The 23,940-nt window shown below is 39.9% G+C and carries 22 protein-coding genes and 1 tRNA gene; 5 read left to right on the top strand and 18 right to left on the bottom strand.

Features of this window, described 5'->3' with window-relative positions; translation table 11 throughout:
* The first annotated feature begins 39 nt into the window (after window positions 1–39).
* Window positions 40–1,383 (top strand): lipopolysaccharide biosynthesis protein, encoded by a 1,344-nt coding sequence (locus LJ658_RS02325; protein WP_230544843.1) that lies wholly within the window; start codon window positions 40–42, stop codon window positions 1,381–1,383.
* A gap of 4 nt (window positions 1,384–1,387) precedes the next feature.
* On the opposite strand, the gene LJ658_RS02320 is transcribed toward LJ658_RS02325, so the two are convergent.
* The 10 genes from LJ658_RS02320 to LJ658_RS02275 all read right to left on the bottom strand — a co-directional run bounded on the left by LJ658_RS02320 (window position 1,388) and on the right by LJ658_RS02275 (window position 9,535).
* Window positions 1,388–2,500, bottom strand: a complete 1,113-nt coding sequence (locus LJ658_RS02320; RefSeq protein WP_230544842.1) for an acyltransferase — start codon at window positions 2,498–2,500, stop codon at window positions 1,388–1,390.
* Window positions 2,501–2,793: 293 nt separating this feature from the next.
* Window positions 2,794–3,126, bottom strand: a complete 333-nt coding sequence (locus tag LJ658_RS02315) for an STAS domain-containing protein (protein ID WP_230544841.1) — start codon at window positions 3,124–3,126, stop codon at window positions 2,794–2,796.
* A 52-nt stretch (window positions 3,127–3,178) separates the two neighbouring features.
* Window positions 3,179–3,730 carry a hypothetical protein gene (locus LJ658_RS02310; protein WP_230544840.1) on the bottom strand — a complete coding sequence of 184 codons (552 nt, stop codon included), beginning with the start codon at window positions 3,728–3,730 and terminating at the stop codon, window positions 3,179–3,181.
* A gap of 5 nt (window positions 3,731–3,735) precedes the next feature.
* On the bottom strand, window positions 3,736–4,365 hold the full coding sequence (locus LJ658_RS02305; protein WP_230544839.1) for a DapH/DapD/GlmU-related protein: 630 nt from the start codon (window positions 4,363–4,365) through the stop codon (window positions 3,736–3,738).
* A gap of 12 nt (window positions 4,366–4,377) precedes the next feature.
* The gene (locus tag LJ658_RS02300; RefSeq protein ID WP_230544838.1) at window positions 4,378–5,547 is read right to left on the bottom strand and encodes a glycosyltransferase family 2 protein; all 1,170 of its coding nucleotides are present in this window, start codon (window positions 5,545–5,547) and stop codon (window positions 4,378–4,380) included.
* Window positions 5,544–6,464, bottom strand: coding sequence for a glycosyltransferase family 2 protein (locus LJ658_RS02295; protein WP_230544837.1), 921 nt, complete (start codon window positions 6,462–6,464; stop codon window positions 5,544–5,546). Before LJ658_RS02295 ends, LJ658_RS02300 begins: the two co-directional genes overlap by 4 nt.
* Window positions 6,465–6,540: 76 nt before the next feature.
* Entirely contained in the window at window positions 6,541–7,737 is a 1,197-nt protein-coding gene (locus tag LJ658_RS02290) for a sugar transferase (RefSeq protein ID WP_230544836.1), read from the bottom strand.
* Window positions 7,734–8,144: a response regulator transcription factor gene (locus LJ658_RS02285; protein ID WP_230544835.1), complete on the bottom strand. Its 411-nt coding sequence runs from the start codon at window positions 8,142–8,144 to the stop codon at window positions 7,734–7,736. Before LJ658_RS02285 ends, LJ658_RS02290 begins: the two co-directional genes overlap by 4 nt.
* A gap of 109 nt (window positions 8,145–8,253) precedes the next feature.
* Window positions 8,254–9,069: a glycosyltransferase family 2 protein gene (locus LJ658_RS02280; protein WP_230544834.1), complete on the bottom strand. Its 816-nt coding sequence runs from the start codon at window positions 9,067–9,069 to the stop codon at window positions 8,254–8,256.
* Between the two features lie 392 nt (window positions 9,070–9,461).
* Window positions 9,462–9,535 (bottom strand) — tRNA-Arg (locus LJ658_RS02275).
* Window positions 9,536–9,750: 215 nt separating this feature from the next.
* Here LJ658_RS02275 and LJ658_RS02270 point away from each other — a divergent pair.
* Window positions 9,751–10,608 (top strand): BadF/BadG/BcrA/BcrD ATPase family protein, encoded by an 858-nt coding sequence (locus LJ658_RS02270; protein WP_230544833.1) that lies wholly within the window; start codon window positions 9,751–9,753, stop codon window positions 10,606–10,608.
* Window positions 10,609–10,718: 110 nt separating this feature from the next.
* Here the strand turns inward: LJ658_RS02270 and LJ658_RS02265 are convergent, their stop codons facing one another.
* Window positions 10,719–11,411: an NUDIX domain-containing protein gene (locus tag LJ658_RS02265; RefSeq protein WP_230544832.1), complete on the bottom strand. Its 693-nt coding sequence runs from the start codon at window positions 11,409–11,411 to the stop codon at window positions 10,719–10,721.
* Window positions 11,412–11,539: 128 nt separating this feature from the next.
* Between LJ658_RS02265 and pfkA the strand changes: the two genes are divergently transcribed.
* From pfkA to gap, 3 genes are read left to right on the top strand one after another with little or no spacing between them, the layout of a single operon-like run.
* On the top strand, window positions 11,540–12,526 hold the full coding sequence (gene pfkA, locus LJ658_RS02260) for a 6-phosphofructokinase (RefSeq protein WP_230544831.1): 987 nt from the start codon (window positions 11,540–11,542) through the stop codon (window positions 12,524–12,526).
* Window positions 12,526–13,374, top strand: coding sequence for a hypothetical protein (locus tag LJ658_RS02255; protein ID WP_230544830.1), 849 nt, complete (start codon window positions 12,526–12,528; stop codon window positions 13,372–13,374). Before pfkA ends, LJ658_RS02255 begins: the two co-directional genes overlap by 1 nt.
* Before the next feature lie 5 nt (window positions 13,375–13,379).
* Window positions 13,380–14,375 carry a type I glyceraldehyde-3-phosphate dehydrogenase gene (gene gap / locus LJ658_RS02250; RefSeq protein WP_230544829.1) on the top strand — a complete coding sequence of 332 codons (996 nt, stop codon included), beginning with the start codon at window positions 13,380–13,382 and terminating at the stop codon, window positions 14,373–14,375.
* Window positions 14,376–14,479: 104 nt separating this feature from the next.
* On the opposite strand, the gene LJ658_RS02245 is transcribed toward gap, so the two are convergent.
* The 7 genes from LJ658_RS02245 to LJ658_RS02215 form a co-directional block, all read right to left on the bottom strand.
* Window positions 14,480–15,811, bottom strand: coding sequence for a vanadium-dependent haloperoxidase (locus LJ658_RS02245; protein ID WP_230544828.1), 1,332 nt, complete (start codon window positions 15,809–15,811; stop codon window positions 14,480–14,482).
* Window positions 15,812–15,848: 37 nt separating this feature from the next.
* Entirely contained in the window at window positions 15,849–19,160 is a 3,312-nt protein-coding gene (locus tag LJ658_RS02240; RefSeq protein WP_230544827.1) for a VCBS repeat-containing protein, read from the bottom strand.
* 358 nt (window positions 19,161–19,518) lie between these two features.
* Window positions 19,519–19,905 (bottom strand): YtxH domain-containing protein, encoded by a 387-nt coding sequence (locus tag LJ658_RS02235; RefSeq protein WP_230544826.1) that lies wholly within the window; start codon window positions 19,903–19,905, stop codon window positions 19,519–19,521.
* A gap of 259 nt (window positions 19,906–20,164) precedes the next feature.
* Window positions 20,165–20,359: a cold-shock protein gene (locus tag LJ658_RS02230; protein WP_144916608.1), complete on the bottom strand. Its 195-nt coding sequence runs from the start codon at window positions 20,357–20,359 to the stop codon at window positions 20,165–20,167.
* Between the two features lie 113 nt (window positions 20,360–20,472).
* A complete protein-coding gene (gene lysA, locus LJ658_RS02225; RefSeq protein WP_230544825.1) occupies window positions 20,473–21,633 on the bottom strand; it encodes a diaminopimelate decarboxylase in 1,161 nt (386 codons plus the stop codon).
* Between the two features lie 66 nt (window positions 21,634–21,699).
* Window positions 21,700–23,010 (bottom strand): aspartate kinase, encoded by a 1,311-nt coding sequence (locus LJ658_RS02220; protein WP_230544824.1) that lies wholly within the window; start codon window positions 23,008–23,010, stop codon window positions 21,700–21,702.
* A 369-nt stretch (window positions 23,011–23,379) separates the two neighbouring features.
* Window positions 23,380–23,880 (bottom strand): DUF892 family protein, encoded by a 501-nt coding sequence (locus LJ658_RS02215; RefSeq protein WP_230544823.1) that lies wholly within the window; start codon window positions 23,878–23,880, stop codon window positions 23,380–23,382.
* Window positions 23,881–23,940: the final 60 nt, after the last annotated feature.

The following is a 23,940-nucleotide window of genomic DNA, read 5'->3' as shown; positions in this document are numbered from 1 at the left end:
TATTATTTGTTTATATTGTTAAGATAATTTTAAAGAAGCATGTGGCAAAGAGTTTATAATCTTATTAAGAACAAATACTTTTTGTCGTTAGCTGGTAATGTGATAATGTCCGGACTGGGCCTGATCACTATGACGTTGATATACCGTGCCTTATCACCATCAGACGCCGGGACCTGGGTTTTTTTCCAATCCATATTGTTGTTGATTGACACTTTCAGATCTGGTTTTTTAACCACCGCCTTTATAAAATTTTATGCCGGAGCCGATAAAGAACGGACGGCCGAAGTTGCCGGCTCGGCCTGGTACCTGGGTATAGGCGTTACGTTTATGCTGGTTTTGGTAAGCGTGTCGTCGTTATTTTTTTTAGGCAATATCCATGACGAAGGGCTGGTATTGTTTTTCAAATGGTCAGGTCTATACTACGCTTTTTCTTTGCCCTGGTTTTTGGGAACCTGCGTAATACAGGGCGACCAGCACTTTGGTAAACTGTTATACATCAGGTTATGCAACCAGGGGAGCTTTATAGTTTTTATAATTCTGTTAATTATAATTGGAAAGATCAGTTTACCAAATGTGCTTTTTGCCTATCTGTTCTCAAATTTAATTACCAGTATCTACGCTCTTGTTAAAGGCTGGACACGTATAGCAGATTTAAGGAAACGTACCAAAGCAAGCGTTAAAGAAATTTACAATTTCGGTAAATACAGCGTCGGCACTGCGCTGAGCGCCAATATGTTCAATACATCTGACACATTTATTATTAATTTTGTGCTAGGTAAGCCCGCATTGGCCATTTACAACCTGGGGCAAACATTAATGCAGCTGGTTGAGATCCCGCTGCGCAGCTTTGCGGTTACTGCTATGCCCGAGCTGGCTGTTGCCTATAACCAAAACAATCGCGAAGGAGTTATACAGATAATGAAAAAATATGCCGGAATGCTGTCTGTTCTGCTAATTCCGGCAGCAATTATTGGCTGTGCACTTGCAGATCTGCCCATCTACATCATAGGGGGCGGAAGATATGCCGGAACCGAAGCTGCTAATGTGTTCCGCCTTTTTCTGACCTTCGCGATTATCTTTCCGCCCGACCGTTTCTTTGCGCTGACACTGGATGTTATCCATCAACCCAAAGTGAATTTTTATAAGGTGCTGGTTATGCTGGCGGTAAACATAGGCGCCGACTTAGCCGGTGTTTACTTAACCCATAGTGTTTATGGTATTGCATTTGCTACGGTACTGCCGATATCAACAGGAGCGATTATTGGTTATTGGGCGCTAAATAAATACAAAGCCTTTTCGTTCTGGAATATTTTTAAAGTAGGATATGATGAAAGCCTGGTATTGTTAAAGCAAATAACACGCAAGCGTAAACTGCAAAATTAAATGCCTACCATATCCACCAACCTTTTTTGCCCGATTCTTTATCTGAATAGTTGAATCGCATTTCGATATGTTTGAACGTCCAGACGGAAATTAGGTAGATTATAGCATAGTTTATTATGAACAGGTATGCGTATGCCGATGGCGGGAACTTTAACATACGGATAAACAACACATTAAATAAACTAAGGATCAAGGTGTGAATCATGTATATGGAATAAGAATATTTCCCGGTTTGATGTAAGAACTTTGACCGTTTTAGCAGCGCAGAAAGCCAGCCTTTTTCAAAAGCAAATACCAGGATGGTAATAAAAAACAGGATCTCATAGATAAACCCGTAATTTTTATAAATGGCGCCATAACAAACAAAGCCGATAGTTAAAGCCAGGGAAATAATTTCCAGAAAATTAAAAAGCGAATTTTTAAGGGCGCGTAAATAATCTTTAGTGTAATTAAAAGTGCTAAAGCAAACCACACCAATAAAGAATCCCATTACCCCACGTAAAAAGCCATAGTCAAAAGCATAATTTAGCCTGAAGCTGCCCGTAAATAAATATAGGGCTATGCCGGAAACTATAATAATGAGCAAATAAATTATGACCCTGAGTTTTGTTAAGCTGTTTCTGTTGATGAATAACATAGTAAAACCGAACACCAGGTAGGCTATCATTTCTGCGCTTATAGACCAGCTTGCTATGTTCCAGCTCACATCATTAATACCCGGCAGTTTTACCGAATTAATTAAAAAGAGGTTCGTTAAAAAAGTATACAGGTTGTTACTTACATTATCTGTTTTATTAACGTGTACATGTGCAGATGCAGCATGTTTTGAAAATTCAATAGCTACAAATATTAACAGCACTATAAGGTGTAAGGGGTATAACCTGAAAAATCTTTTTTTATAAAACCGGGTCAGTTCTTTCCCTGTTTTAATGAACTGATAGCTGTAAGCAATCACAAAACCACTTAACACGAAAAAGAAATCAACAAACAGGTCGCTATTATAAATAAACTCATTATTTATAATAGGTGTGGCAGAAAAAGCGCTTAAGTGGAATAAAACAACCAGACTGGAAAATATGCCTCTAAAAATATCCAGGACCGCAAATCTTTCCTTCATCAGGTTATTTAGTTTTTAGTAAATGTAATTATAAAAACGAGCTATTTATTAAGCCCTACTTATTAAACAATCCTGTTTCACGTATACAAGTTGTAATATTGTAATATATCCTGATATAGGAAACTGCCCCATCTTATTCTTGCCTATAACCAGCCAAAACACGTTTTCTTTATAAAAAACAGGGTTAAAGTTTATTGGGGATCTTAAATTACCATTACCTTAATTTGTTAAGCGGGCCATGACAGGCAAATAGCCCTATTTCTCATAGCCAGGCAATGGATTAAAAAATAAGCTTAATTGTCTATCGCTTCACTAAAATCGCTATATATATTAAAAATCTTATCCAATCTTATCAGGGCAAACATATCGGCAATATCCGGGCGCAGGCCTACCAAAATTAAATCTTCCTTAAAGGACATAAGATATTTAAGGGACGAAACAAGTGCACCTAAAAAAGAACTGTCAATATATTGCACCTGCTCCAGGTTAAGAACTATCCGTTTATGATGCGCGTCAAATAATTTGATCAGGTCAGTCTTAAATTCATCTGCATTTGCTAGGCTTGCCTCTTGTAAGTTTAGGTTTATCATGAGGTTTTTTTCATCCTCCTTGTATGTTTTAAGCATTATTAAATGTTTTAGATATAATTACTTAAGTGGTTATATTATTGGTTATTGTTTACCTTTCCTTACTATGTTGTTTTTTATACAGGACCCTTACAAATAAATAAATTCCCGAAAAAATGATAGCCAATGAGATCAGATCCATTAAGGTAACACCATTGTCTCTGCTAAAATAAAAGATGGTAAACATTTCAAAGTAGGGTGGGGCAGGCATTATGATCATCGCAAAACCAAGTGCGATTATTATGATGCTGATGAGCATTAAAATAACCTTGTTAGTGCGTTCTGTTTTTAAATACCTGCTGGAGCTCTTACTGTTAAATTTATGAGATATCAACAGCGTGCTAAACTCATCAACCAGTTGCTCTCTTGATTCCTTGTCTTTTTGGTCTATAATTTTAAAGACTTTAAAATCGGCTTTATCGGTTGTTTTATTTTCAATAACCGCATTTAGTTTTTGCTGATATTGTTTAATTGTTTCACTATCAAATTCGCTTTGAGAAAGCAAAGCAATTAACTCATCGAGTTTTTCCTCAATAACAACCTCCTTTTCCGCAGCAGCCTGCAGATCGGAAATTTCCCCTCTTTTTTTTACTTTGATCTTCAATCTGCTTAAATTAAAGTTTCATTTTTTACCGAAACCCATTCGTTAATTTCAAAATCATATTTTTTAATAACTTTTGCCGGATTCCCGGCCGCTATTGAATAGGGGGGGACACTTTTGGTTACCACTGCTCCGGCGGCTATAACGCTGTGCTTTCCGATAGTAACGCCCGCGGTTATAACAGCATTGGCGGCAATCCAGCAATCATCTTCTATTATTATTTGCGCTATTATTGTTTTTTGCTGATTAATGGGTTTGTTTACATCACGGTATTCATGATTCAGCCCGCTTGTTACGATGTTTTGAGCGAAAATTACATTGTTGCCTACCGCTACCGGACCTATAATGGTATTTCTCATCCCGATCAACGTATGGTTACCAATAGTGACGTCGCCAACGCCGTTATTTATGCAGCAAAAGTCTTCGATAGTTGATGATGCGCCCATTTCAAACTTATTGAAAGGCAAAACGTCCATACGCGCGCGTCGTATCTTACTGCCTTTACCACGCTTATGTATAAATGGGTTAACCAATAATTTCACCCAAAGCCTGGGCCTTGCTTCACCCGCGGGGATAAGCATCCAATGGACTAATTTTTTTAAGGCCGGTTTACTATTTATTTTTTCTTTAAGCCCCATTATTTCTTACACTTATTGTTTCCTTTTTGCTTTTTCCCAGATTGCGCTTTGCCTGCCTGCTGCAAATCGGAATATACCTCTTATTACTGCATAATTCATCATACAAAAATAATAGGGGATGAAAAATATTTTGATCTTTATTTGCCGCGCTACGATTACCCAGCCTAATATAGACATGCCATAAAATGCGATCTGCGCTATCAGTATCAGCTGGTATATAGCAGGGCTGTGACCTCTAGCTACGATGCTGATATTTAGCAATAGAACCAAGATCATTAAAAATGGGACAACGGTCCACCTTAATACCCGGTGGCTTATATACTGGAAAGAAAGCAGTGGAATTTTAAACGGGTTAAGCAGACTTTTCAACCAGATTATGGACTGAATGCCACCCGCTGCTATTCTTATCTTTCGCTTTAACTCTTCTTTAACATCTTCTGAAGCAGTTTCTGATGCATACGCCTCAGGCTCGTACACGATTTTATATCCCCGGCAGGCAATAAGCATGGAAATCATAAAATCATCAATAATAGCGTTTGACGGAACAGGCTGGTATAAATTTGTGCGGACCGAAAAAAGTTCGCCGGCGGCTCCTACAACAGAATATAACTCAGAATCCCATGTTTTGAGTTTTGATTCATATTTCCAATAAAATCCTTCGCCCGCAGTTGCGTCCGCTGTTTGAGCTACGGACACCCGCTTCTCACCTGCTACTGCGCCAACTTTAGCGTCGGCATAATGTCTGCAAATATTTATAATTGCCTCTGGATTTAAAAATGTGTTAGCATCTGTAAAAACCAGTACATCGGTGTCTGCAGCATCTTTAGCCCTGTGTACAGCTGCCATTTTACCCAACCGCTCATCCGTATGCAAATGCATTATTTCAGGGTGCCCCGATACAATTTTAGCGGTATTATCGGTAGATCCATCTGTAATAAAAATAAAACGCAACTTATTTTCGGGATAGCTGAGCGCGAGGCTGTTTTGTATTTTTTGTTCAATAAAATCTTCTTCGTTATAGGCCGCTATTATTAAGGTACAGGTTGGCAGATTTACCGCTTTTGGCAAAATAGGTTTACCTTTTATAGCTCGTTTTATTTTGATTAATACGTACAGCAATAGCCCATACCCTATAAATGCATAGAATATAATAAACAAGCCGATCCAAAAGGTAACTATCATAATTTATTTATCGGATATCCCAGATTTCTGCTGTTCTTTTTTTCGGTAATGTTCCACCATATTGCTTTTACTAACCATTTAATGTAACCGCTATGCCCGGTTTTAAGGTATTGCCATATATTACGGGGAGATACAACCAGCAGATAATAAAAATAGAATATGATCTTTGCCAATGCGGGCGCATTGCGCCTGATAAAAAGGATCCGGTTACGGTTCATAAAGTATTCTTTTAAAGCGCTGTTTTTCCCAACAGAAACAGATTCTTTATGATAGATAAGTGCATTAGTTACCAGCCATATCTGGTAACCCGCCTTTTTGATATGATCACACCAGTCCAGTTCTTCATAATACAAAAAAAAGTTTTCGGCCATAGGGCCGGCTTTTTCAATACATTCTTTTTTTACCATCATGGCAGCGCCGTGTACATATCCGGTTTCGCCGGTTAAATTATCGTATTGCCCGTTATCAGTTTCATATTGCCCGATACAGTTGTTGCGTGCCGTAAAATAATTCATTCCGGTATAACCCATATATTGTAACATATCAGGCTGATCAAAATATCTGATCTTTGGCGACACCATCCCCACAAGTTCATGTTTATCAAGCACAGCAACCAGGTTTTCGATAAGGCCCGGTGTAAATTCGGTATCGTTGTTTACAAAAAACAGGTAATCGCCTTTGGCTGCGGCTACGCCTAAATTGTTTCCACCCGCAAAGCCCAGATTAATATCCGAACGAATAAATATCACGTCAGGATAGGTCGTTTTCAAGTCAGGTGTCGCATTAATCTTGCTACCGTTATCAATAACAATAATTTCAAGGCGCTTATAGGTAGTGGTAGCATAGATTGACTTTAAAAGCGCTTCTGTTACCTTACTTTGATTAAAATTAACCGTTATGATGGATACAAGTTTCATTAAGATCAGAATGGAAATTACACCTGTTTATCAACTGAATAATTTGGTTCGCCTAAAACTTGATTTTCCAACCCCGTTATACATTTTCTTTTTGAAATAATGCCGGGATTGTTTTTAAAATTAATTTCAAATCATTTTTTAGGCTGTGGTTCTGTGCATATATATTATCAAGCATAAGCCTTTCTTCCTCACTCATTTCTCCCTTCCCCCGTTTTTCTACCTGCCATAATCCGGTGATGCCGGCGGGTGCGGCAAATCTCAGTATATATTTATCTGTAGTTAATTTTTCAGCTTCATATAAAGGCAAGGGCCGGTTACCCACAATGCTCATATCACCGATAATGACATTCCAAAGCTGCGGTAATTCATCAATACTGGTATTCCTTATAAAGTTCCCCACCTTTGTTATCCGCGGATCGTTTTTAATCTTGAAAAATGCCGAGCCTGATTTTGCTTTTTTCGAAAACCTGAAGTCTTTTTCGCACAATTTAACGTTATCGGCGTAAAAAGGATATTGGCATTTGCCATACGCCAGGCATTCATCACATAAACTATTTGTTAAAACCGGTTCTTTCGTTTCGGTTGCGGCATCAATGTCATATTGGTTTAAATGTTTCAGATCTTTTATACGCTGGTCTGCGTTAACATACATCGACCTGAATTTGTAAAATTTAAAAACCCGGTAACCGGTGCCTACGCGCAGCGAATAGTAAAATGCCGGGCCCTTTGACTCTAACCTGATGAGGATATAGGTGATTAAAAACAGTGGTGAAAGCGCCAGCAGGGCACAACCGGCGAAAAAGACATCAAAAATTCTTTTACCAATATTGATGTTTTTGATCTGGTTAACACCCGATGCCAAATTATTCCTTATCTCGGTCCAGTTATCGATTAAAAAATTCACCCTTTTTTCAATGCGGTCCGCCCTTAGCGAAATTTTGAAAACATCTGTTATCCCGCCTGTAAGCGCCAGCTGACGTAAATTAACGTTTAAGTGATTTACAATAAGGAAGAACGGTACCGAAGGCAGATTCTTCTTTTTAAGCGTCTCTATTAATGTCAGGCCGGCCGGAGCCATGATCTCACTGTTAGAAATAATGGAAACGATATTCAATCCGTCGGTTACCCAGGCCGAGGCCATCTTCATCCCGTTATCAAAATGCATTAGCTGCCTGTCGCCAAAATTGCATTGCTTAAACGTTGCGGTAAATTCGGCATTAAACCCTATAACAGCAATTATCGGCGTGGTTTTCAATAAACTTTCATCGCTCATAAATTTGAGATAAGCCTGCCGCTCCGTCTTAAAGCAACCTTTATCCTTGATCCAAGTTCGCCGGGGTTAAAGGGTTTTACTATAAAATCATCCGCCCCGCTATCCAAACAGGCAATTCTTTTTTCGGAACTTTCCTCGCCCGATAAGATAATTATGGGTACTGAATTAAAAAAATCACTTAGTTTAACCTGTTTAATCAAATCGAGGCCGCTAAGTTTAGGCGTATTTAAATCGGATATTATCAGATCAGGTACATCGCCGTTTTGCATAAATGCCAGGGCTTCCATTCCGTTGTGTTTGATTATAATGTCGTAGGTTGTACTTAAAAATTTCTGTAGTATTGCCTGCATAAATTGATCATCCTCAACTATTAGAATTTTAATTTTGCTTGTATTTGAAAAATTCATAGCGCTTATTTTTTGAGTGCAGAGTTGCTTGTTTTTTGAGTTGAGTTAAAATCGTTTTATAATTATCGGGAATAAATTAACTTTTACGTAATTTATTTTTTTTTAGTTATTAGTTTCCGATATTAAATAAACGTTTTACCCTTTTGCCGACCGCTTTAAATAAGCCGCCGTCTATTTGTATTCTTCGGTCAGTAGTCCAGACAATTGCATTTGAATTACTTACCCTGTGCATTTTGCCAAAACCTTTATTGTATAATTTCAAGGCCAGGTAACCGTCTTCATTGGTTCCGGGGGGATGATTAAAACCGTCAACCAGCAATCCCTGTTCGCGCCTGAATCCTGAGTTGAAGCCGTATACATTAACCGCCTCTGTTTTTTTATAATTATTATACAACCTGGTTATATCGGCCAGTGTTTCATAAAAATAATAAGCGATACGGCCGGTGTTACCGGTCGGGATAAAAGAGAACCGCCCATACGTAACAGCAATTTTATCGGTTTTTAGAAGCGGCTTGCTCATTTCATCTATCCAGTTTCTGGGATAAATGGTATCAGCATCGGCATTTAAAATATATTTCCCTTTGGCGTGGGCAAGGCCGGCGTTCCGCGCATTGGTAATTCCCTGTTTGGTTTCCAAAATGCAGGTAACCCCGCAGGCTTTTACAAGCTCTTCGGTATTGTCTGACGAATTATTGTTAACTACTATTATTTCAACCGAACTATCAACCAGGTTATTACATAGTGATGCCAAAGTTGGCACTATATTTTCCTCTTCGTTATAAGCCGGTATAACAATGGATATTATTGGATTAGTTTTAAGCAGGTTATGTTGGTAGGCGTTTTTAACAGCCAGCAAGGCCGAACTATCCTGGCGATTTATATGCAGATAATGGCTTATGTAGGTCGGGATAAAGACTGGTTTCATAGGGGGGACTAAATAACTATTTGATGTTAAAATGTATGCAAATTAAAAATGATGCAGGTTAACATCTTCCTAACGGTTATAATAACCTAAAAGGCGTTATGGTTTTATTAAAGATAAATAATTATTAGCGATTTTGTTGCTTTAAACAATAAGAAACTGATGATACGGCTGCAACCTGCTGACTGTCAATTGTATGTTGGAGAGTAAAAGGTTAATAAGCCCCCGTATTATTTCTTGTATTTGATGCCGGTTAGCCGGTCTTTTAAATCCATTCTGTCTGGGTTTCGCTTCCTGCTTAACAGCAAAAACCGCGATTTTCGAGCAAAAAGCGACTTTGTGAAACATAAAAACCGCCTTTAAACTATTGTAAAGACGGTTTTTAATGATTGGTGTGATCCCATCTGGATTCGAACCAGAGACCTACTGATTAGAAATCAGTTGCTCTATCCAGCTGAGCTATGGGACCATCGCCCCGATGGTTCGGGGCGGTGCAAATATGCAAAAATCAACTCAAAAACAGAATGAAATTTTTACTTTTTATTATTGCACCATTAATTATTGTGGCTAAAATATTAACGTAATCTTAATGTAAAGTATAAGGTTAATCATATTTTTTTAGTTACAAGTATTTAAAATACAATAAGAAGTTATACATTTAGCGACTATTTTAAAACTAAAGGTATGATCATAATTGCTGACGGCGGCTCAACCAAAACTAACTGGTGTTTATTAAATGAGGATGGTAAGAAAGTTTATTTCAATACTGAAGGGTATAATCCTTACTTCTCAAGTATCGCATACATTGTTAATTCGCTAAATGAAAATTTACCCACCGATCTTGAAAAAGACAAAATTACGGAAGTAAATTACTACGGTGCGGGCTGCTCGACGGAAGATAAGCGCAAACAGGTTCAAGATGCCATGAGTGCGGTTTTTACCCATGCTAAAGTTAACATTGGTCATGACCTGCTTGCCGCCGCCCGTGCATTGCTGGGCCGGACAGCTGGTTTTGCCGCTATATTAGGTACCGGTACCAATACCTGTATTTATGATGGTAAAGATATTGTACAAAACATTGACTCGGGCGCTTACATCCTGGGTGATGAGGGCAGTGGTTGCTATATCGGCAAAAAATTGCTAACTGATTATATAAGAGGTTATATGCCGGAGGCGGTACGTTCATTGTTTTTTGAGACGTTTAAACTAACCCCGGATGATGTTAACGAACAGGTTTATACCAAGCCTTTGCCAAACCGTTTTTGCGCCAGCTTTAGCAAGTTTGTTTATGATAACAACGTTAATATTCAATACTCACGTAACCTGGTCAGAACATCTTTTGAAGATTTCTTTAAAAACCTGGTAACGCACTATCCTGATTATCAAAAATATACATTTAACTGTATCGGTTCTGTTGGTTATAACTTCCGCAATGTTTTAGAAGAGGTTGTTATTGAAAACGGAATGGAAGTGGGCAGCATAATCCGCTCGCCTATAGATAGCCTGGTTAAATTCCACATGGAGCTGGCTTCAGAAGTATAGTTTTTTAGAGAACATAATAAGAAGGGCCGGGAATTAAGACTATTGTCTTAGTTCCCGGCCCTTTTGTTGTTATAAATTCTTTCTGATTACAATAACCTGCTTTCCGTTACTCAGGAAGCTGTTAATTCATTTTGGAAGATCTTGGCATATTTGCGCCGGTCAAACTTATACAGTTTTGCTGCGCGATAGGATACGCCTTTTTGTTTTTCAACCAGTTCTTTCAAAAAGCCGTAGCTCAGCATTTTTTTACGGAAGTTACGCTTATCCAGCTTTTTATTAAGGATAGCTTCATAAAGTCCCTGCAATTGGGTGAGGGTAAATTTTTCAGGCAGTAAATCAAACGCAATAGGTTGATAATTTAAACGCCTGCGTATTTTGCCGAAACCGTTGTTAAAGATCTCGGTATGGTCAAAAGCAAGTTTTGGTAAACTGTTAACCGGGTGCCAAATGGCTTTGCGCGCATATTGGCTTACAGGCCTGAGTTCTTTTTGGCCGGCTATACGGATCAGCGCATAATAACCAACTGTAATAACCCGGCCTTGCGGGTGCCGGTTAACTTCGCCAAAAGTATGGAACTGTTTCATCTGCAGGTCGCGCAGCCCGGTAAGTTCATACAATATCCGGTCGGCAGCGTCATCAAGGCTCTCATCCTGTTTTACAATATCGCCGGGCAAAGCAAACCAATCTTTAAAAGGTTCATCGTTACGTTCAATTAAAAGAATTTTAAGTTCCCCTGCTTCAAACCCGAAAATTAAACAGTCAATAGAGAACACCGACTCAAACGTAGGGAGTTTTTCTTCCAAAATAGCGTTATAATTAAGTTGTTATTTTATTCCGATAATGCTTTACCGGCGCCAAAAATAAATAAAAATAAATTTAACGGTGTAATTTTCACACCTTATATTCGTGCAAAATTTTTTTGGTATAAAAGATGCGCAAAATTTCGAAAATTGGGGTACTTACATCAGGCGGCGATGCACCGGGAATGAACCCATGTATCCGGTCGGTTGTCAGGACTGCGATATATAATGGCTTGGAGGTTGTTGGTATAAAACAGGGGTATAAGGGCATGATCGAAAATGACATGTATACCATGGAGGCCCGCTCTGTAAGCAATATTTTAAATTTAGGCGGTACCATATTAAAAACCGCACGCTGCCTTCCTTTCCGTACCGATGAGGGAATGGAAACTGCCTATCAAAATATAAAAGCCCAGGGTATTGAGGGCTTGGTAGTAATTGGCGGCGATGGCACGTTTACCGGCGCTTTACGCTTTTCGCAAAAATATCCCGATATCTCCGTAATAGGCATACCCGGTACGATTGATAACGACCTTTACGGCTCAACCTATACTTTAGGGTTTGACACTGCAACCAATACCGTTATTGAAGCTATTGACAAAATACGCGATACCGCCGACTCGCATGACCGTTTGTTTTTTGTTGAGGTGATGGGTCGCGACTCGGGCGCTATAGCCTTACGTGCAGGCATATCATGCGGCGCCGAGGCAATATTGCTTCCTGAAAAATCAACTGCTATTGATGATTTGATCAGGCAATTAAAACGGGGCGAATCAACCAAAAAATCGTCAAGTATAGTTATTGTTGCCGAAGGCGACAAAACCGGCGGTATTTATGACCTGGCCAAAGCCGTTCAAAAAGAAATAACAAATTACGATATAAAAGTAACCGTGCTGGGCCACCTGCAACGCGGGGGCGCACCAAGCAGTTTTGACCGTGTATTGGGAAGTCGTTTAGGGTTTGCCGCGGTTAACGCGCTTATTGCCGGCCAGAGCCAGAAAATGGTTGGACTGGAAGCTAACCACATTAAATTAACCCCGCTTGATGAGGCATTGAGCCATCATGACTTTAAACTGGAAGAAGATCTGTTGCAAATGGTAGAGGTACTTTCCATATAATGATCGCAGTTGTATATAGCGGATCAAATCATGCTGACTGGCGACTGTCGGATAAAGGAAGAACTATTGCGTCTTTTAAAACAAATGGTATCAATCCTTACTTCATAGATGAGAAGCACATCATACAACTGTTAAACAAAAATATCAATCTGATACATCATGCCGAAGAAATAAAGCGTATTTATTTTTTTGGCGCCGGCTCTTCGTCAAAGGAGTTGCAGGCTATTGTTCAAAACGCTTTCTCGGTGTTTTTTAAGTTTGCAAAAATAACCGTATCGCATGATATTGAGGGTGCTGCAATTGCCTGCTACGGTAATGCCCCTGGCATAATTGGTATCTGCGGCAGCGGGTCAAACGCGGCCTGGTATGATGGCCGGAAGGTAAAATCTAACAATTACGGGTTAGGTTATATACTGGCTGATGAAGGGTCGGGCAATTGGTTAGGCAAGCAGCTGATCAAGGCTTTTATGAACGAGACTCTGCCTGAAAATCTCCGGAAAAAATTTGTACATAAATACGAGGCCGACCGTAAAACATTACTCGAAAAAGTTTACCGCCAAAAACAAACCGCGTTGTATTTAAGCTCATTCAGCGAGTTTTTTATAGAGCACCCGGGAGACGAATATCTTAAAAGCGTCATAAAAGACGGATTTAATAGACTAATATCCACATACTTGTTACCTTTACATAAGCAATACCCGCAGGCGCCTTTACATTTTGAAGGCTCGGTGGCTTTCGCCTTCCAGGATTACCTGCGCGAAGCAACAGCCGAAGCTGGCCTTGAAATTGCGGGTATTATAAAAGAACCTATAAACAATCTATTAACGTATTATTCAAATAAAAATTAAAAATCATGAAAATAGGAATTAACGGTTTCGGCCGCATTGGACGCCTGGCATTTAGAGCTGCAGTTGACAGACCAGACATTGAAGTAGTTGGTATTAATGACCTTGTTGAGCCTGATTACATGGCTTACATGTTAAAATACGATTCAACTCATGGTCAGTTTAAAGGCACTATTGCTGTTGAAGGCGGCCATTTGGTTGTAAACGGTAAAACTATACGTGTAACAGCAGAGAAAGATCCTGCAAATCTTAAATGGAATGAAGTTGGTGCAGAAGTTATTATCGAATCAACCGGTTTATTCTTAACTCAGGAAAGTGCACAAAAACATATCGATGCAGGCGCTAAAAAAGTTGTGATGAGCGCACCTGCAAAGGACGATACCCCAACATTTGTAATGGGTGTTAACCATAAATTACTAAAAGCAGATCAGCATATTGTATCGAACGCTTCATGTACTACCAACTGTCTGGCACCTATTGCTAAAGTGTTAAATGATAAATTTGGTATCGAAGAAGGCTTAATGAGTACTATCCACGCGGTAACCGCTACTCAAAAAACAGTTGACGGCCCATCGGCTAAAGACTGGAGAGGTGGCCGTGGTGCTTACCAGAACATCATCCCTTCATCAACAGGTGCTGCTAAAGCAGTTGGTTTGGTTTTACCTGAACTGAAAGGTAAATTAACAGGTATGTCATTCCGTGTACCGGTTGCTGACGTTTCTGTGGTTGATTTAACCGTGCGTTTGAAAAATCCTGCTACTTACGAGGATGTTAAAACTGCCATGAAAGAAGCATCAGAAGGCGAACTTAAAGGTATTTTAGGTTATACTGAAGATGAAGTTGTATCTGAAGATTTTAAAGGTGATGCCCGTACATCAATATTTGATGCTAAAGCTGGTATCGCTTTAAACAACAACTTTGTAAAAGTTGTATCATGGTATGATAACGAGTGGGGTTACTCAAACAAACTGATTGACCTTGTTCAGGAATTAGGTAAATTATAAATCAAAATACTTTTAAAGGATAAAAAAACTTTAAATTTATATATAAACAAAATAGGCTGCCTTTTTAAAGGTAGCCTATTTTGTTATTGCCAATTTTATGATACTTACATTACCGGTACCATATTATGGCCTTTAAGCTTAGTAACTATAAAGTTGCCCACACCTTGCCCCAAAGTTATGCCGTTATTAGCTGCATCCATAAAGTGGATGCCGCCCCAATAGCGGCTCATAGCTGCTTCTGCAGCCGCTTGTTTGAAAGAAGTAAACTTACGCGGTGTTAATCCGTAAGTTTCCTCAACTGAATCAGTAAATTTGTAATCAGGACCAAAATAATAGGTTAAAATAGTAGATGATGTGGCCGAGACGCAGCTATGCCCGCTGGGATATTCGGGAAATGGCGGGGTTTGAAGCATCGGTTTCCAGTTGGGGTCTATCAGTTTACGTATCGCAGTTTCAGGCCTTATCCTATTGCTTCTGTACTTTTCATCCCAACAGCCTATAAAACTGTCGGTAAGCCCAAATGCTACCATACTATAAATTTCCATCGATTTGGAGAAATTCAATTTAGATTGCTGGCAAGCTATACCGGTTATACCCATCCAATGCGCCCCCGGCGATATTTTTTTCATACCTACCATTAAATGGCCTTCGTTTTTTATAGCAAACGGATTACAATCCCAAAATCCGGCAATAGTTCTATGCTCTGGGGTAAGGCCCGAGCCGCCATCTATATAATTACCTTTCAACATTTTAAAGAAGGCTGAATTCTGGTCTTTTGAAAAAGGTACCGGTGGTACGGGCTTAAACTGCGAGCAGCTGTCAATAATAAAGGTCCTGACAGTTTTAAAATAGGGTTCTACCGGTGCAAAGAAAGCGGGTGGCGTGGGATACCACGTGCCTTCTTTACCAATTGGTGTATACCGTGGATAATTACTGATGCGGTTATAGCGGTCAGATTTGGCATATGACATCACCTGTTTTACAACCTGGTTAGCGTATGACTGCGAATGCTTAATAACATCATCGTTAAAACCAATTTTACGGCATGAGTCTAAAAAAAGTTTTTCGAAATCTTTAAACAGCCTGCCTGATGGCTGCATTTTTTTAGCAGTACCACACATTGCTAATATGGCGCTAAGTTGAGGCGAGTATTCGCCTGAGTCAAGCGGTTTTTTAATATCAGGAAACTTATTTAAAAGCCCCTTTAATGGTAGCACTTTCTTATCATTGAAAGACAGTACTGTGTAGCCCGAAATGCAGGCATACGAATAAAACCGTGCAGCCAACGGCGGATTAGTAACGTCATGGATCATGAACTTCGTCATTTTATCCAATACTTTAGCAATGTCTTTATTACTTAACTGCGGATAGCTTTGACGTTTTTTACAGGCAAACAAGCAGCTAAGTAAAGCGGTGTAAATTATTAGTCGTTTCAATTGTGTATAATTTTTATATAGGTTAAAATTTACTTTTTTAAAACTTAAAAGCTCTCATTTTTTGCTGATTGATACCTACAAACAAAGTATTGTTGACAGTGATCACACTTCTGACATCGCCTTTTAGTTTTAAGCCGCTTTGCTGTTCGGGCACATACTTGAACCCGCCTTTGCCATCGCCTTTAAACAACATACCATGGTTGGCATCATACCGCCCAAAACGAATACGCGAGTGATAGATATTGCCGCAAAGCAAAAGGTCTTTATGTCCATCACCGTCATAATCAAGTGAGGTAATGGTGAAGACCGGGGAGTACTGGGCCTGCACAGGCAATGCTTTCTCTTTGAATTTGCCGCTTGCCGTACTTTCAAAATAAGCCGTTGCTAAATAATTGGTTTTTAATATTTTCACTCCCTTTCTTTCTTCATCAGTAAATACATCATTAATGCCAGCATCGGCATAGCTTTTATAATCAGAGAAGCGGCCACGCATAATGCTCATCTGGTCTAACAGTTCATCCCTGGTAAGGTATGGGTAGCTTTTGCCCATAATATAAAAGCAAAGTATGGGGTCTATTGCGCCGTTATCATCAAAATCTTTATAGTAAAGTTCGGCAGGTTCAGAATCATTCACTTTGCATTGACTGTTAAGCCCCAGGTTGCCTACTACCAGGTCTGGTTTACCATCACCGTTAAAATCATCCACCTTCAAGCTGTTCCACCAGCCTGTGTATTGCTTATCAAAATAGTGAGTTGTCTGGTTTTTTAATTTACCGCCCTGGTTTATGAAAACACTAACCGGTAGCCAATCGCCAACTAATACCAGATCTTGTTTTTTATCGGCATTCATATCAATTACTGCGGCATCAGTCACCATACCTATATATTCCAGATCCGGAGCTATTTTTTTGATCTGATCTGTAAAATGGCCTTTTCCGTCGTTAATAAGGATAAAGCTTTTTGGTGCCTCCGGGTAATTAGAGCCGGCGTTGCGCCCTCCTACAAACAGATCGGGTTTGCCGTCTCCATTAAAGTCGCCTACGCGCGCGCAACTCTTACTTACCAGCATTGCCGGTAAGGAACCCGTAGCCTTTACCATATTGCCTTTACCGTCATTAAGGTATAGCCTATCCTGAAATAATGGGTCAGCATCCTTAAAATTAGCATAGCCGCCGCTCACTACATATAAATCAATATGCCCATCGCCGTTGGCATCAAAAAATACCGCATCGGCATCCTGGCTTTCTTTGTCGGCCACAAAGGGCTGCTGGTTTTTAATATACTTACCGCCCCGCTGTTGTATAAACAACGTACCGGCCTCTTTACTATCGCCGCCAACATATACATCTTCCAGCCCATCACCGTTTACATCGCCCCTGGCCATACACGGGCCCACAAATGAAAGCGGGTTAACCAGTAGGGGCTGGCGCTTAAAATCGTTTATCTCATTAGGCTGCTGTCCTGATGCCAGCGGCGATGATATCTCTTTGAATATTGGCGGTACCGCCACGGGTTTTTGATAGGTAGTTGTAGCTTCGCTTTGCCTCAATGTTATTAGTTGATTAGCCGGCACATTTTTTATAACCTGTTGTTTGCCACCAACCCATACTACCCTTACCGAGTCAATTTTTTTATCATTGCCCAAACCAAAGTGCAGCTGCGCAGATACTGACGACAAGTACCCTGCTGAGGGCATTTCTTCAATAACCTGTTGCCTGCCTTTATTAAACACGGTTACTAATGCGCCTATGCCACCGGTGTTTTTGCCGGCTCCAACTAACTTTACGTTGAGGTAATGTTTAGCCGGATTGCCCATGTTTTTATAGATAAAGGCAGAGCGATTGATGTTGTTTATCACCAGATCCAGGTTCCCATCATTGTCCAGGTCACTATAAACTGCGCCATTACTGTTTGATGGAATGTTAATGCCCCAGGCAGCCCCTTTATCGGTAAAGTTAAGCCCCCCGTTATTTTTAAAGATGTAGTTTTTAACGTCGGATGATGGCATGTTATTTAGCATGTCTAATACGTGCCTTGGTTCTATTTCGCCATTAATGCTCGCAAAATAATTTTCATTGAACTTGATAACGTCCATGTTGGTAAAATCGCGCATGTAACCGTTTGTAACATACAGGTCTTTCCATCCGTCGTTATCATAATCGGCAAATAGGGGTGCCCAGCTCCAATCTGTATTTGAAATACCGGCCAACTGGCCTATCTCACTAAATGTACCGTCGCCATTGTTAATATGCAACATATTGCGCATATACTGGTAATAAAAACCATTGCGCAGGTTAATATTAAAGGCTTCATAATTGTCCACACTGGAGAGTAGTTTTTGCCTCTTATTGTCTTCGGGAAGCATATCCAGGGTGAAAATATCAGGAAGGCCGTCATTGTTAACATCTGTTATACTGTTACCCATCGAAAAAAAGCTAATATGATCAAGCGTGTTGCGCATTTGATCAGTAAAAGTGCCGTCGCCATTGTTGATATACATCTTATCCGGGATGGAGAAGTCGTTGGATAAATAAATATCCGGCAAGCCGTCGCAATTGATGTCGGCAATAGCGGCACCCAGGCCAAAAGAAAACGTCGACATGTCTAGCCCGGCTTCTTTGGTTACATCTTTAAAATGGCCGTTATCATTTCTATACAATTTTGAGCACGCCTGCTGATCTATTGAGTTTTTTAATTTCTGAATGACGGCATCATCCAGATCATGCAATGCCTTGATGTTTTCATTTACTAAAAGAAGATCAAGGTCGCCGTCACCGTCATAATCGAAAAAGTAAGATTGGGTACTATACGACGAATCGGCGAGGCCATACGATTCTGCTTCGTCTTTAAATATTGGCACACCGCGCGAATCCAAACCCTGATTAATAAAAAGCTGGTTCTTACGGCTATTGCCGTCGCCTTTGCCAGAATAGCATTGGTAAATATCTAATTTACCATCACCGTTAACGTCAACCATATTTACACCGGTCTTCCAACTGCTGTCGCGTCCTGCTACGCCGGCTTGGTCGGTAATATCATCAAACTTCAAATTACCACGATTTAGATACAATTTATTCGAAGTCATATTACCCGAAAAATAGATGTCTTCCAAGCCATCGCCGTTAATATCGCCAACGGCTACACCACCGCCATTATAGAAGGCCTGGTAGTTTAAAATATTTTTGTTAAAATCTTCTGTGATCTTATTATTAAACAAAACTCCTGTTTTAGAAGAATCCAGTAAGGTAAAGAGTGGTTTTTCTGTCGCGATATTTGAATTATCCTTGCCTGAACGGCTACATCCGGATAAAATAGCAATACAGCAAATAGCTACGTAAATTTTTAACATATAAGGTTCTAATATTAGGTATAATAGTCATGCCTTTTCGTGAAACAGTAGTTTACTATGAAAAATAGTGCCTAAATCCCGGTATGGATACCGGGGAAAATGCACAGTAATAGCGCAAACTGCTCCCTTTAATACTTTTATAATTTATAATGGTTTGCCGGTACTTAGCAGTTACCGGGTATGTTGTTGTTTGTATCTAACAAATCAATGACATAGGTTAAATATATAACTTTAATTTTTTTATTTCATAAAAAAATTATTTACCACCAAAAAAGACAAAAAAAAAGACTGCCTTAAACTAGGCAGTCTTTTTTTTAAAGTTTTATGTTGTTACCGTTCTGTTGAACAATAATGCATTTTAAGCTTGTTGTATAGAATCATTCAAATCATCAGCAGCATTTTTTACTTTTGATTTGGCATTATTAATATTATCCTGAGCAGAATCGGCAACCTCATCAGCTTTTAAATGAATGTCGTCACTCACACCGTCTCTGTAATTGTACAGGTCGTTAACCGCGTCGCTGTATTTTGATTTAACCCGGTCAACAACTTCGCTGCCGTATCCTTTAAGGTTATCTGTTGCAGAACGGGCCTTGTCTTTTGCTTTGCCCACAATGTCGTCTGCATAACCTGCTAAACTTCCTCTGGTTTCTTCACCACTGTCAGGCGCAAATAATAATCCAAGGACTGCTCCTGCTGCTGCGCCTACTAATAAGGCTGCTATAACTTTTGATTGATCTTTCATAATGTTTTTTCGTTTTTTAGCTATAAGGTATTATACAACAACAGTGCCAAAAGCCCGGTCGCGCCCCTTGCCAACGAAGAGGGGGCTTAAACTGCGTAATTGGTTTGCGCCGTTAGATAATAGCGGTCACTTTGTACTGAATAGCACACTTACAGGATTTTATATCAAATTCAATTTATCTGCCCGGTCGGGGTGGGGCAAAAAAAAACATCCGCCGGGAGGGCGGATGTTTTTAAATACGTTAGAAAATGATATATAATTATATAACCTTTACATTAACCGCATTAAGGCCTTTTCTGCCGTTCTCTACTTCGAACTCAACTTTATCGTTTTCACGGATTTCGTCGATCAGACCTGTTGAATGAACAAATACGTCCTGACCACCGCTGTTTGGTGTAATAAATCCGAACCCTTTTGTTTCATTGAAAAATTTTACTGTTCCTTCTTTTTGCATTATTTTAATTATTAAAGTGCGCAAGGTACGAATAATAATTTGTAACAAATGCCATGCAGGCGTAATTATAATAGGGGCCGGCCAAGGTAATGGGGTGTAAGACAGGAATAAATCTAGTCTGAGTATACGCTTTGCACCCTGTCGCGCAGGTTATAACCCGATGCCATTACCTCGCCGTAGGCTCCTGCTGTTCGTACCGCGATCAAATCACCACGGAATGACTCCGGCAAATCAACATCCTTACGGAAACAATCGGTGCTCTCGCATATCGGCCCCACAACATCGTATTTTAGATCCCGGGTTTGCGGTTGTGACTTTTGAGTCAGGTTTTCTATCTCATGATAGGCCTGGTACAGCATGGGGCGGATCAGTTCCGTCATACCGGCATCCAGCACCAGGAAATTCTTTTTCTGTCCGTTTTTAACATATAGCACCCTGGATACCAATGAAGCGCATTGTGCCACCAGTGCGCGGCCCAGTTCAAAATGTACTTCCTGGTCGGCGCGGACATTTAAGAAGTCTTTAAACACTTTAAAATAGCTTTCAAAATCGCTTATCGTATTGGTATCGGGGTTATGATAGTCTACCCCCAAACCGCCGCCGGCATTTAATACTTTAACGGTAAACCCATGATCTTCAAACCAGGTTTGTATTTCATTGATGCGGATACAAAGGCTTTTGTAAACCTCCATATCGGTTATTTGCGAGCCGATATGAAAATGCACACCCAAAAATTGAATGTTAGGGCAGGCACGTAAAGCCTCAATTACCTCGCTTAGTTGCCAGGTATTAACGCCAAATTTATTTTCGTCAAGACCGGTAGTGATAAAGTGGTGGGTATGCGCGTCAACATTAGGGTTAATGCGGATAGCTACTTTTGCAGTTTTGTTTTTGGCTTTCGCCAGCTCGTTGATAATGTAAAGTTCCTGCACCGATTCAACATTAAAGCAAAATATATCGGTATCAAGCGCCAGGTTTATTTCTTTGTCTGATTTACCTACGCCGGCAAAAACAACCTGCGTTTTACTAAAGCCATGTTCAACAGCTGCTTTTACTTCGTTACCGCTTACGCAATCGGCCCCAAACCCAAACGACCGAACCATATCCAGCACCTTCGGATTAAAATTGGCTTTCAGTGCATAATGCACATGGAACCCATACTTAGCCGAAGCGTTATGACAAGCCTGCAAAGTTTGGTTAAGCACCCCCATATCATAATAATAAAAAGGTGTTTCGGTATTGTTAAAACGGGTAATGGTATCTGGATTAAACATTGATATTAAGTCAAAAATCAAAATTAAAAAGTCAAAGATCCGAAATCTAAATTCGGGGATCCGACACTAAAACAACCTGCTATGTAAACTTCTTAAAGCTTCCACCTTATCTTCGGTTTTAACCAGTACTGACAGGTTGTGGTTACTGCCACCGTAAGATATCATACGCAGAGGTAAATGTTTGATAGCCTCTAACACGCGCGAACCAAAGCCGTGCTTGTCAGCAGCAAAATCTCCTACCACGCAAATAATGGTTTGATCGCTGTCTACCTCTACATCGCCGAAAGCTTTAAGCTCGCCTAATATTTCATCAAGATGTGTGGTATCATCAATAGTTAATGACACCGCGACTTCTGAAGTGGTGATCATATCTATTGACGTTTTATAACGTTCAAATACCTCAAATACCCGGCGCAAAAAACCATAAGCCAATAGCATACGGCTTGAATTTATCTTAACGGCGGTTATACCGTCTTTAGCGGCTATTGATTTGATCTGATTTTTTTCGCTGTCGTTGGTAATCAAGGTGCCCTGGGCCTGCGGGTCCATGGTGTTCAATAAACGCACCGGTATTTTATATTTCTGTGCCGGGAACACGCTTTGCGGATGCAATATCTTTGCGCCAAAATAAGCCAGCTCGGCAGCTTCATCAAACGATAGCTGTGCAATTGGTTTGGTGCCATTAACAATCCGCGGGTCATTGTTATGCATGCCGTCAATATCCGTCCAGATCTGCACTTCCTCACTGCGGATGCCGGCTCCAATTAATGATGCGGTATAATCGCTTCCGCCGCGGCGCAGGTTATCAATTTCACCAAAGGCGTTGCGGCAAATATATCCCTGGGTGATAAACAGGTTATTGTCGGGCGCCTGGTCAAGCAAAGGGGTAAGGTGCGTGGTGATATAGTCAACTATCGGCTCATTATCCTCATCGGTTTTCATAAAATCCAGTGCGGGCAATAAAACAGACGGAACACCTGTCTCCTTTAAATAGACATGGTATAAGGTGGTTGACAGCAACTCGCCCTGCGCCAAAATGATCTTATCTTCAATGGGGGTAAACAGGTCGTTAGCAAAACTGCTGATTAACGAAAAATGATAATCAATAACTTCCTTGCCCTGGGCTAAAAATTCGGGGCTGGCAAATAGCTCTTTTATAAATACTTCGTACTTACTCTTTAATGCAGCGATCAGTGAAGCAGCCTTAGCCTTATCTCCGGCTAAGTACGCCTGACCAATTTCAACCAAACTATTTGTTGTGCCCGATACAGCAGACAGCACGACAATTTGCCTTTCGGACGCATCAATAATATCCAAAAGCGCTTTCATACGCTCCGGGCTTCCTACGGATGTTCCCCCAAATTTTAAAACTTTCATTTTTTTTAATTCTGTTAACCTCAAAGACCTGTTGGTCTTCATCGGGTTTGAGGCGCTAAAAATAGGATTTTAACGCCTATTAATTATCAATAATAGCAAAATAAACGGGTTAATGAGGGCCGGGGGCGTATACCACAACAGATATTCTCCAATTTGGAACAGCCGGTTTTGAAAAAATTTAATTGCAAAATTGTCAAAATACTAACTTATTCGTCAGATTTTAATAATAGTACCGACGTTTTTTTGGAGGGTGATAAAATATTCTTTTACTTTACAGCAGGTTATTTTAATAGGGGTATTAAATAGCTATAACGAGCCACTTGCTTTATGCAGGTGGCTTAATTTTTTTATAGCTATTCCCCGTTGCTGCTACAATACATATTCGTTTGCTATCAGTACAAATAACTGGTCATTATCCACGCACTCGTCAAAACATTCTTTTAGCAATTGTTCAATTTCCTGGTATTTAAGTTGTTTGGCAATCACTTTTAACAGGCCATAGCAGGCTATATTTATATGCTCAAGCATCTGCATGTACATAATCAGGTCCATATCATTCAGGATAGCTATGTCGTGCTTTTCGTCCAGGCAAAACTCGTCTTTAACAATAGCTTTTAAAGGATTGCAATTTTTATCAGACGGCAACTCATTAATCAGTTCATAGATCTTATCCATGCGGGCAATCTGTTTTTTAACATCATCCCAAAACTCGCGCATGCCCAGTTTTAAGCCTTTAAATGAAGCCATGTCAATCAGGTTCAACATTTTTTTATCCAGGTAGGTCTTGGCAAAATATATCCGGTTTAAGTTATGTACAAATACTTTGTATTGTAAATGCGGCTCCAGCGGTTCAGGTTTAAGAATTTCCATAGTTTAATTATCAGGCTGATGTTTTTTGCAAAAATAACAAACAAAGTTTATTAATAAACT

Source organism: Mucilaginibacter sp. UR6-11, from assembly GCF_020880695.1.
Classification (GTDB): Bacteria; Bacteroidota; Bacteroidia; order Sphingobacteriales; family Sphingobacteriaceae; genus Mucilaginibacter.
The sequence above is the reverse complement of the archived record's forward strand: the minus strand, read 5'-3'. Positions and strand labels throughout refer to the sequence as shown.

Coding starts and splice junctions, on each gene's coding strand:
- pfkA (WP_230544831.1), top strand. CDS start 11,540: ATGCGCAAAATTTCGAAAATTGGGGTACTTACATCAGGCGGCGATGCA.
- LJ658_RS02290 (WP_230544836.1), bottom strand. CDS start 7,737: ATGAGCGATGAAAGTTTATTGAAAACCACGCCGATAATTGCTGTTATA.
- LJ658_RS02295 (WP_230544837.1), bottom strand. CDS start 6,464: ATGAAACTTGTATCCATCATAACGGTTAATTTTAATCAAAGTAAGGTA.
- LJ658_RS02280 (WP_230544834.1), bottom strand. CDS start 9,069: ATGAAACCAGTCTTTATCCCGACCTACATAAGCCATTATCTGCATATA.
- LJ658_RS02325 (WP_230544843.1), top strand. CDS start 40: ATGTGGCAAAGAGTTTATAATCTTATTAAGAACAAATACTTTTTGTCG.
- LJ658_RS02285 (WP_230544835.1), bottom strand. CDS start 8,144: ATGAATTTTTCAAATACAAGCAAAATTAAAATTCTAATAGTTGAGGAT.
- LJ658_RS02315 (WP_230544841.1), bottom strand. CDS start 3,126: ATGCTTAAAACATACAAGGAGGATGAAAAAAACCTCATGATAAACCTA.
- LJ658_RS02320 (WP_230544842.1), bottom strand. CDS start 2,500: ATGAAGGAAAGATTTGCGGTCCTGGATATTTTTAGAGGCATATTTTCC.
- gap (WP_230544829.1), top strand. CDS start 13,380: ATGAAAATAGGAATTAACGGTTTCGGCCGCATTGGACGCCTGGCATTT.
- LJ658_RS02305 (WP_230544839.1), bottom strand. CDS start 4,365: ATGGGGCTTAAAGAAAAAATAAATAGTAAACCGGCCTTAAAAAAATTA.
- LJ658_RS02240 (WP_230544827.1), bottom strand. CDS start 19,160: ATGTTAAAAATTTACGTAGCTATTTGCTGTATTGCTATTTTATCCGGA.
- LJ658_RS02255 (WP_230544830.1), top strand. CDS start 12,526: ATGATCGCAGTTGTATATAGCGGATCAAATCATGCTGACTGGCGACTG.
- LJ658_RS02220 (WP_230544824.1), bottom strand. CDS start 23,010: ATGAAAGTTTTAAAATTTGGGGGAACATCCGTAGGAAGCCCGGAGCGT.
- lysA (WP_230544825.1), bottom strand. CDS start 21,633: ATGTTTAATCCAGATACCATTACCCGTTTTAACAATACCGAAACACCT.
- LJ658_RS02215 (WP_230544823.1), bottom strand. CDS start 23,880: ATGGAAATTCTTAAACCTGAACCGCTGGAGCCGCATTTACAATACAAA.
- LJ658_RS02235 (WP_230544826.1), bottom strand. CDS start 19,905: ATGAAAGATCAATCAAAAGTTATAGCAGCCTTATTAGTAGGCGCAGCA.
- LJ658_RS02300 (WP_230544838.1), bottom strand. CDS start 5,547: ATGATAGTTACCTTTTGGATCGGCTTGTTTATTATATTCTATGCATTT.
- LJ658_RS02230 (WP_144916608.1), bottom strand. CDS start 20,359: ATGCAAAAAGAAGGAACAGTAAAATTTTTCAATGAAACAAAAGGGTTC.
- LJ658_RS02270 (WP_230544833.1), top strand. CDS start 9,751: ATGATCATAATTGCTGACGGCGGCTCAACCAAAACTAACTGGTGTTTA.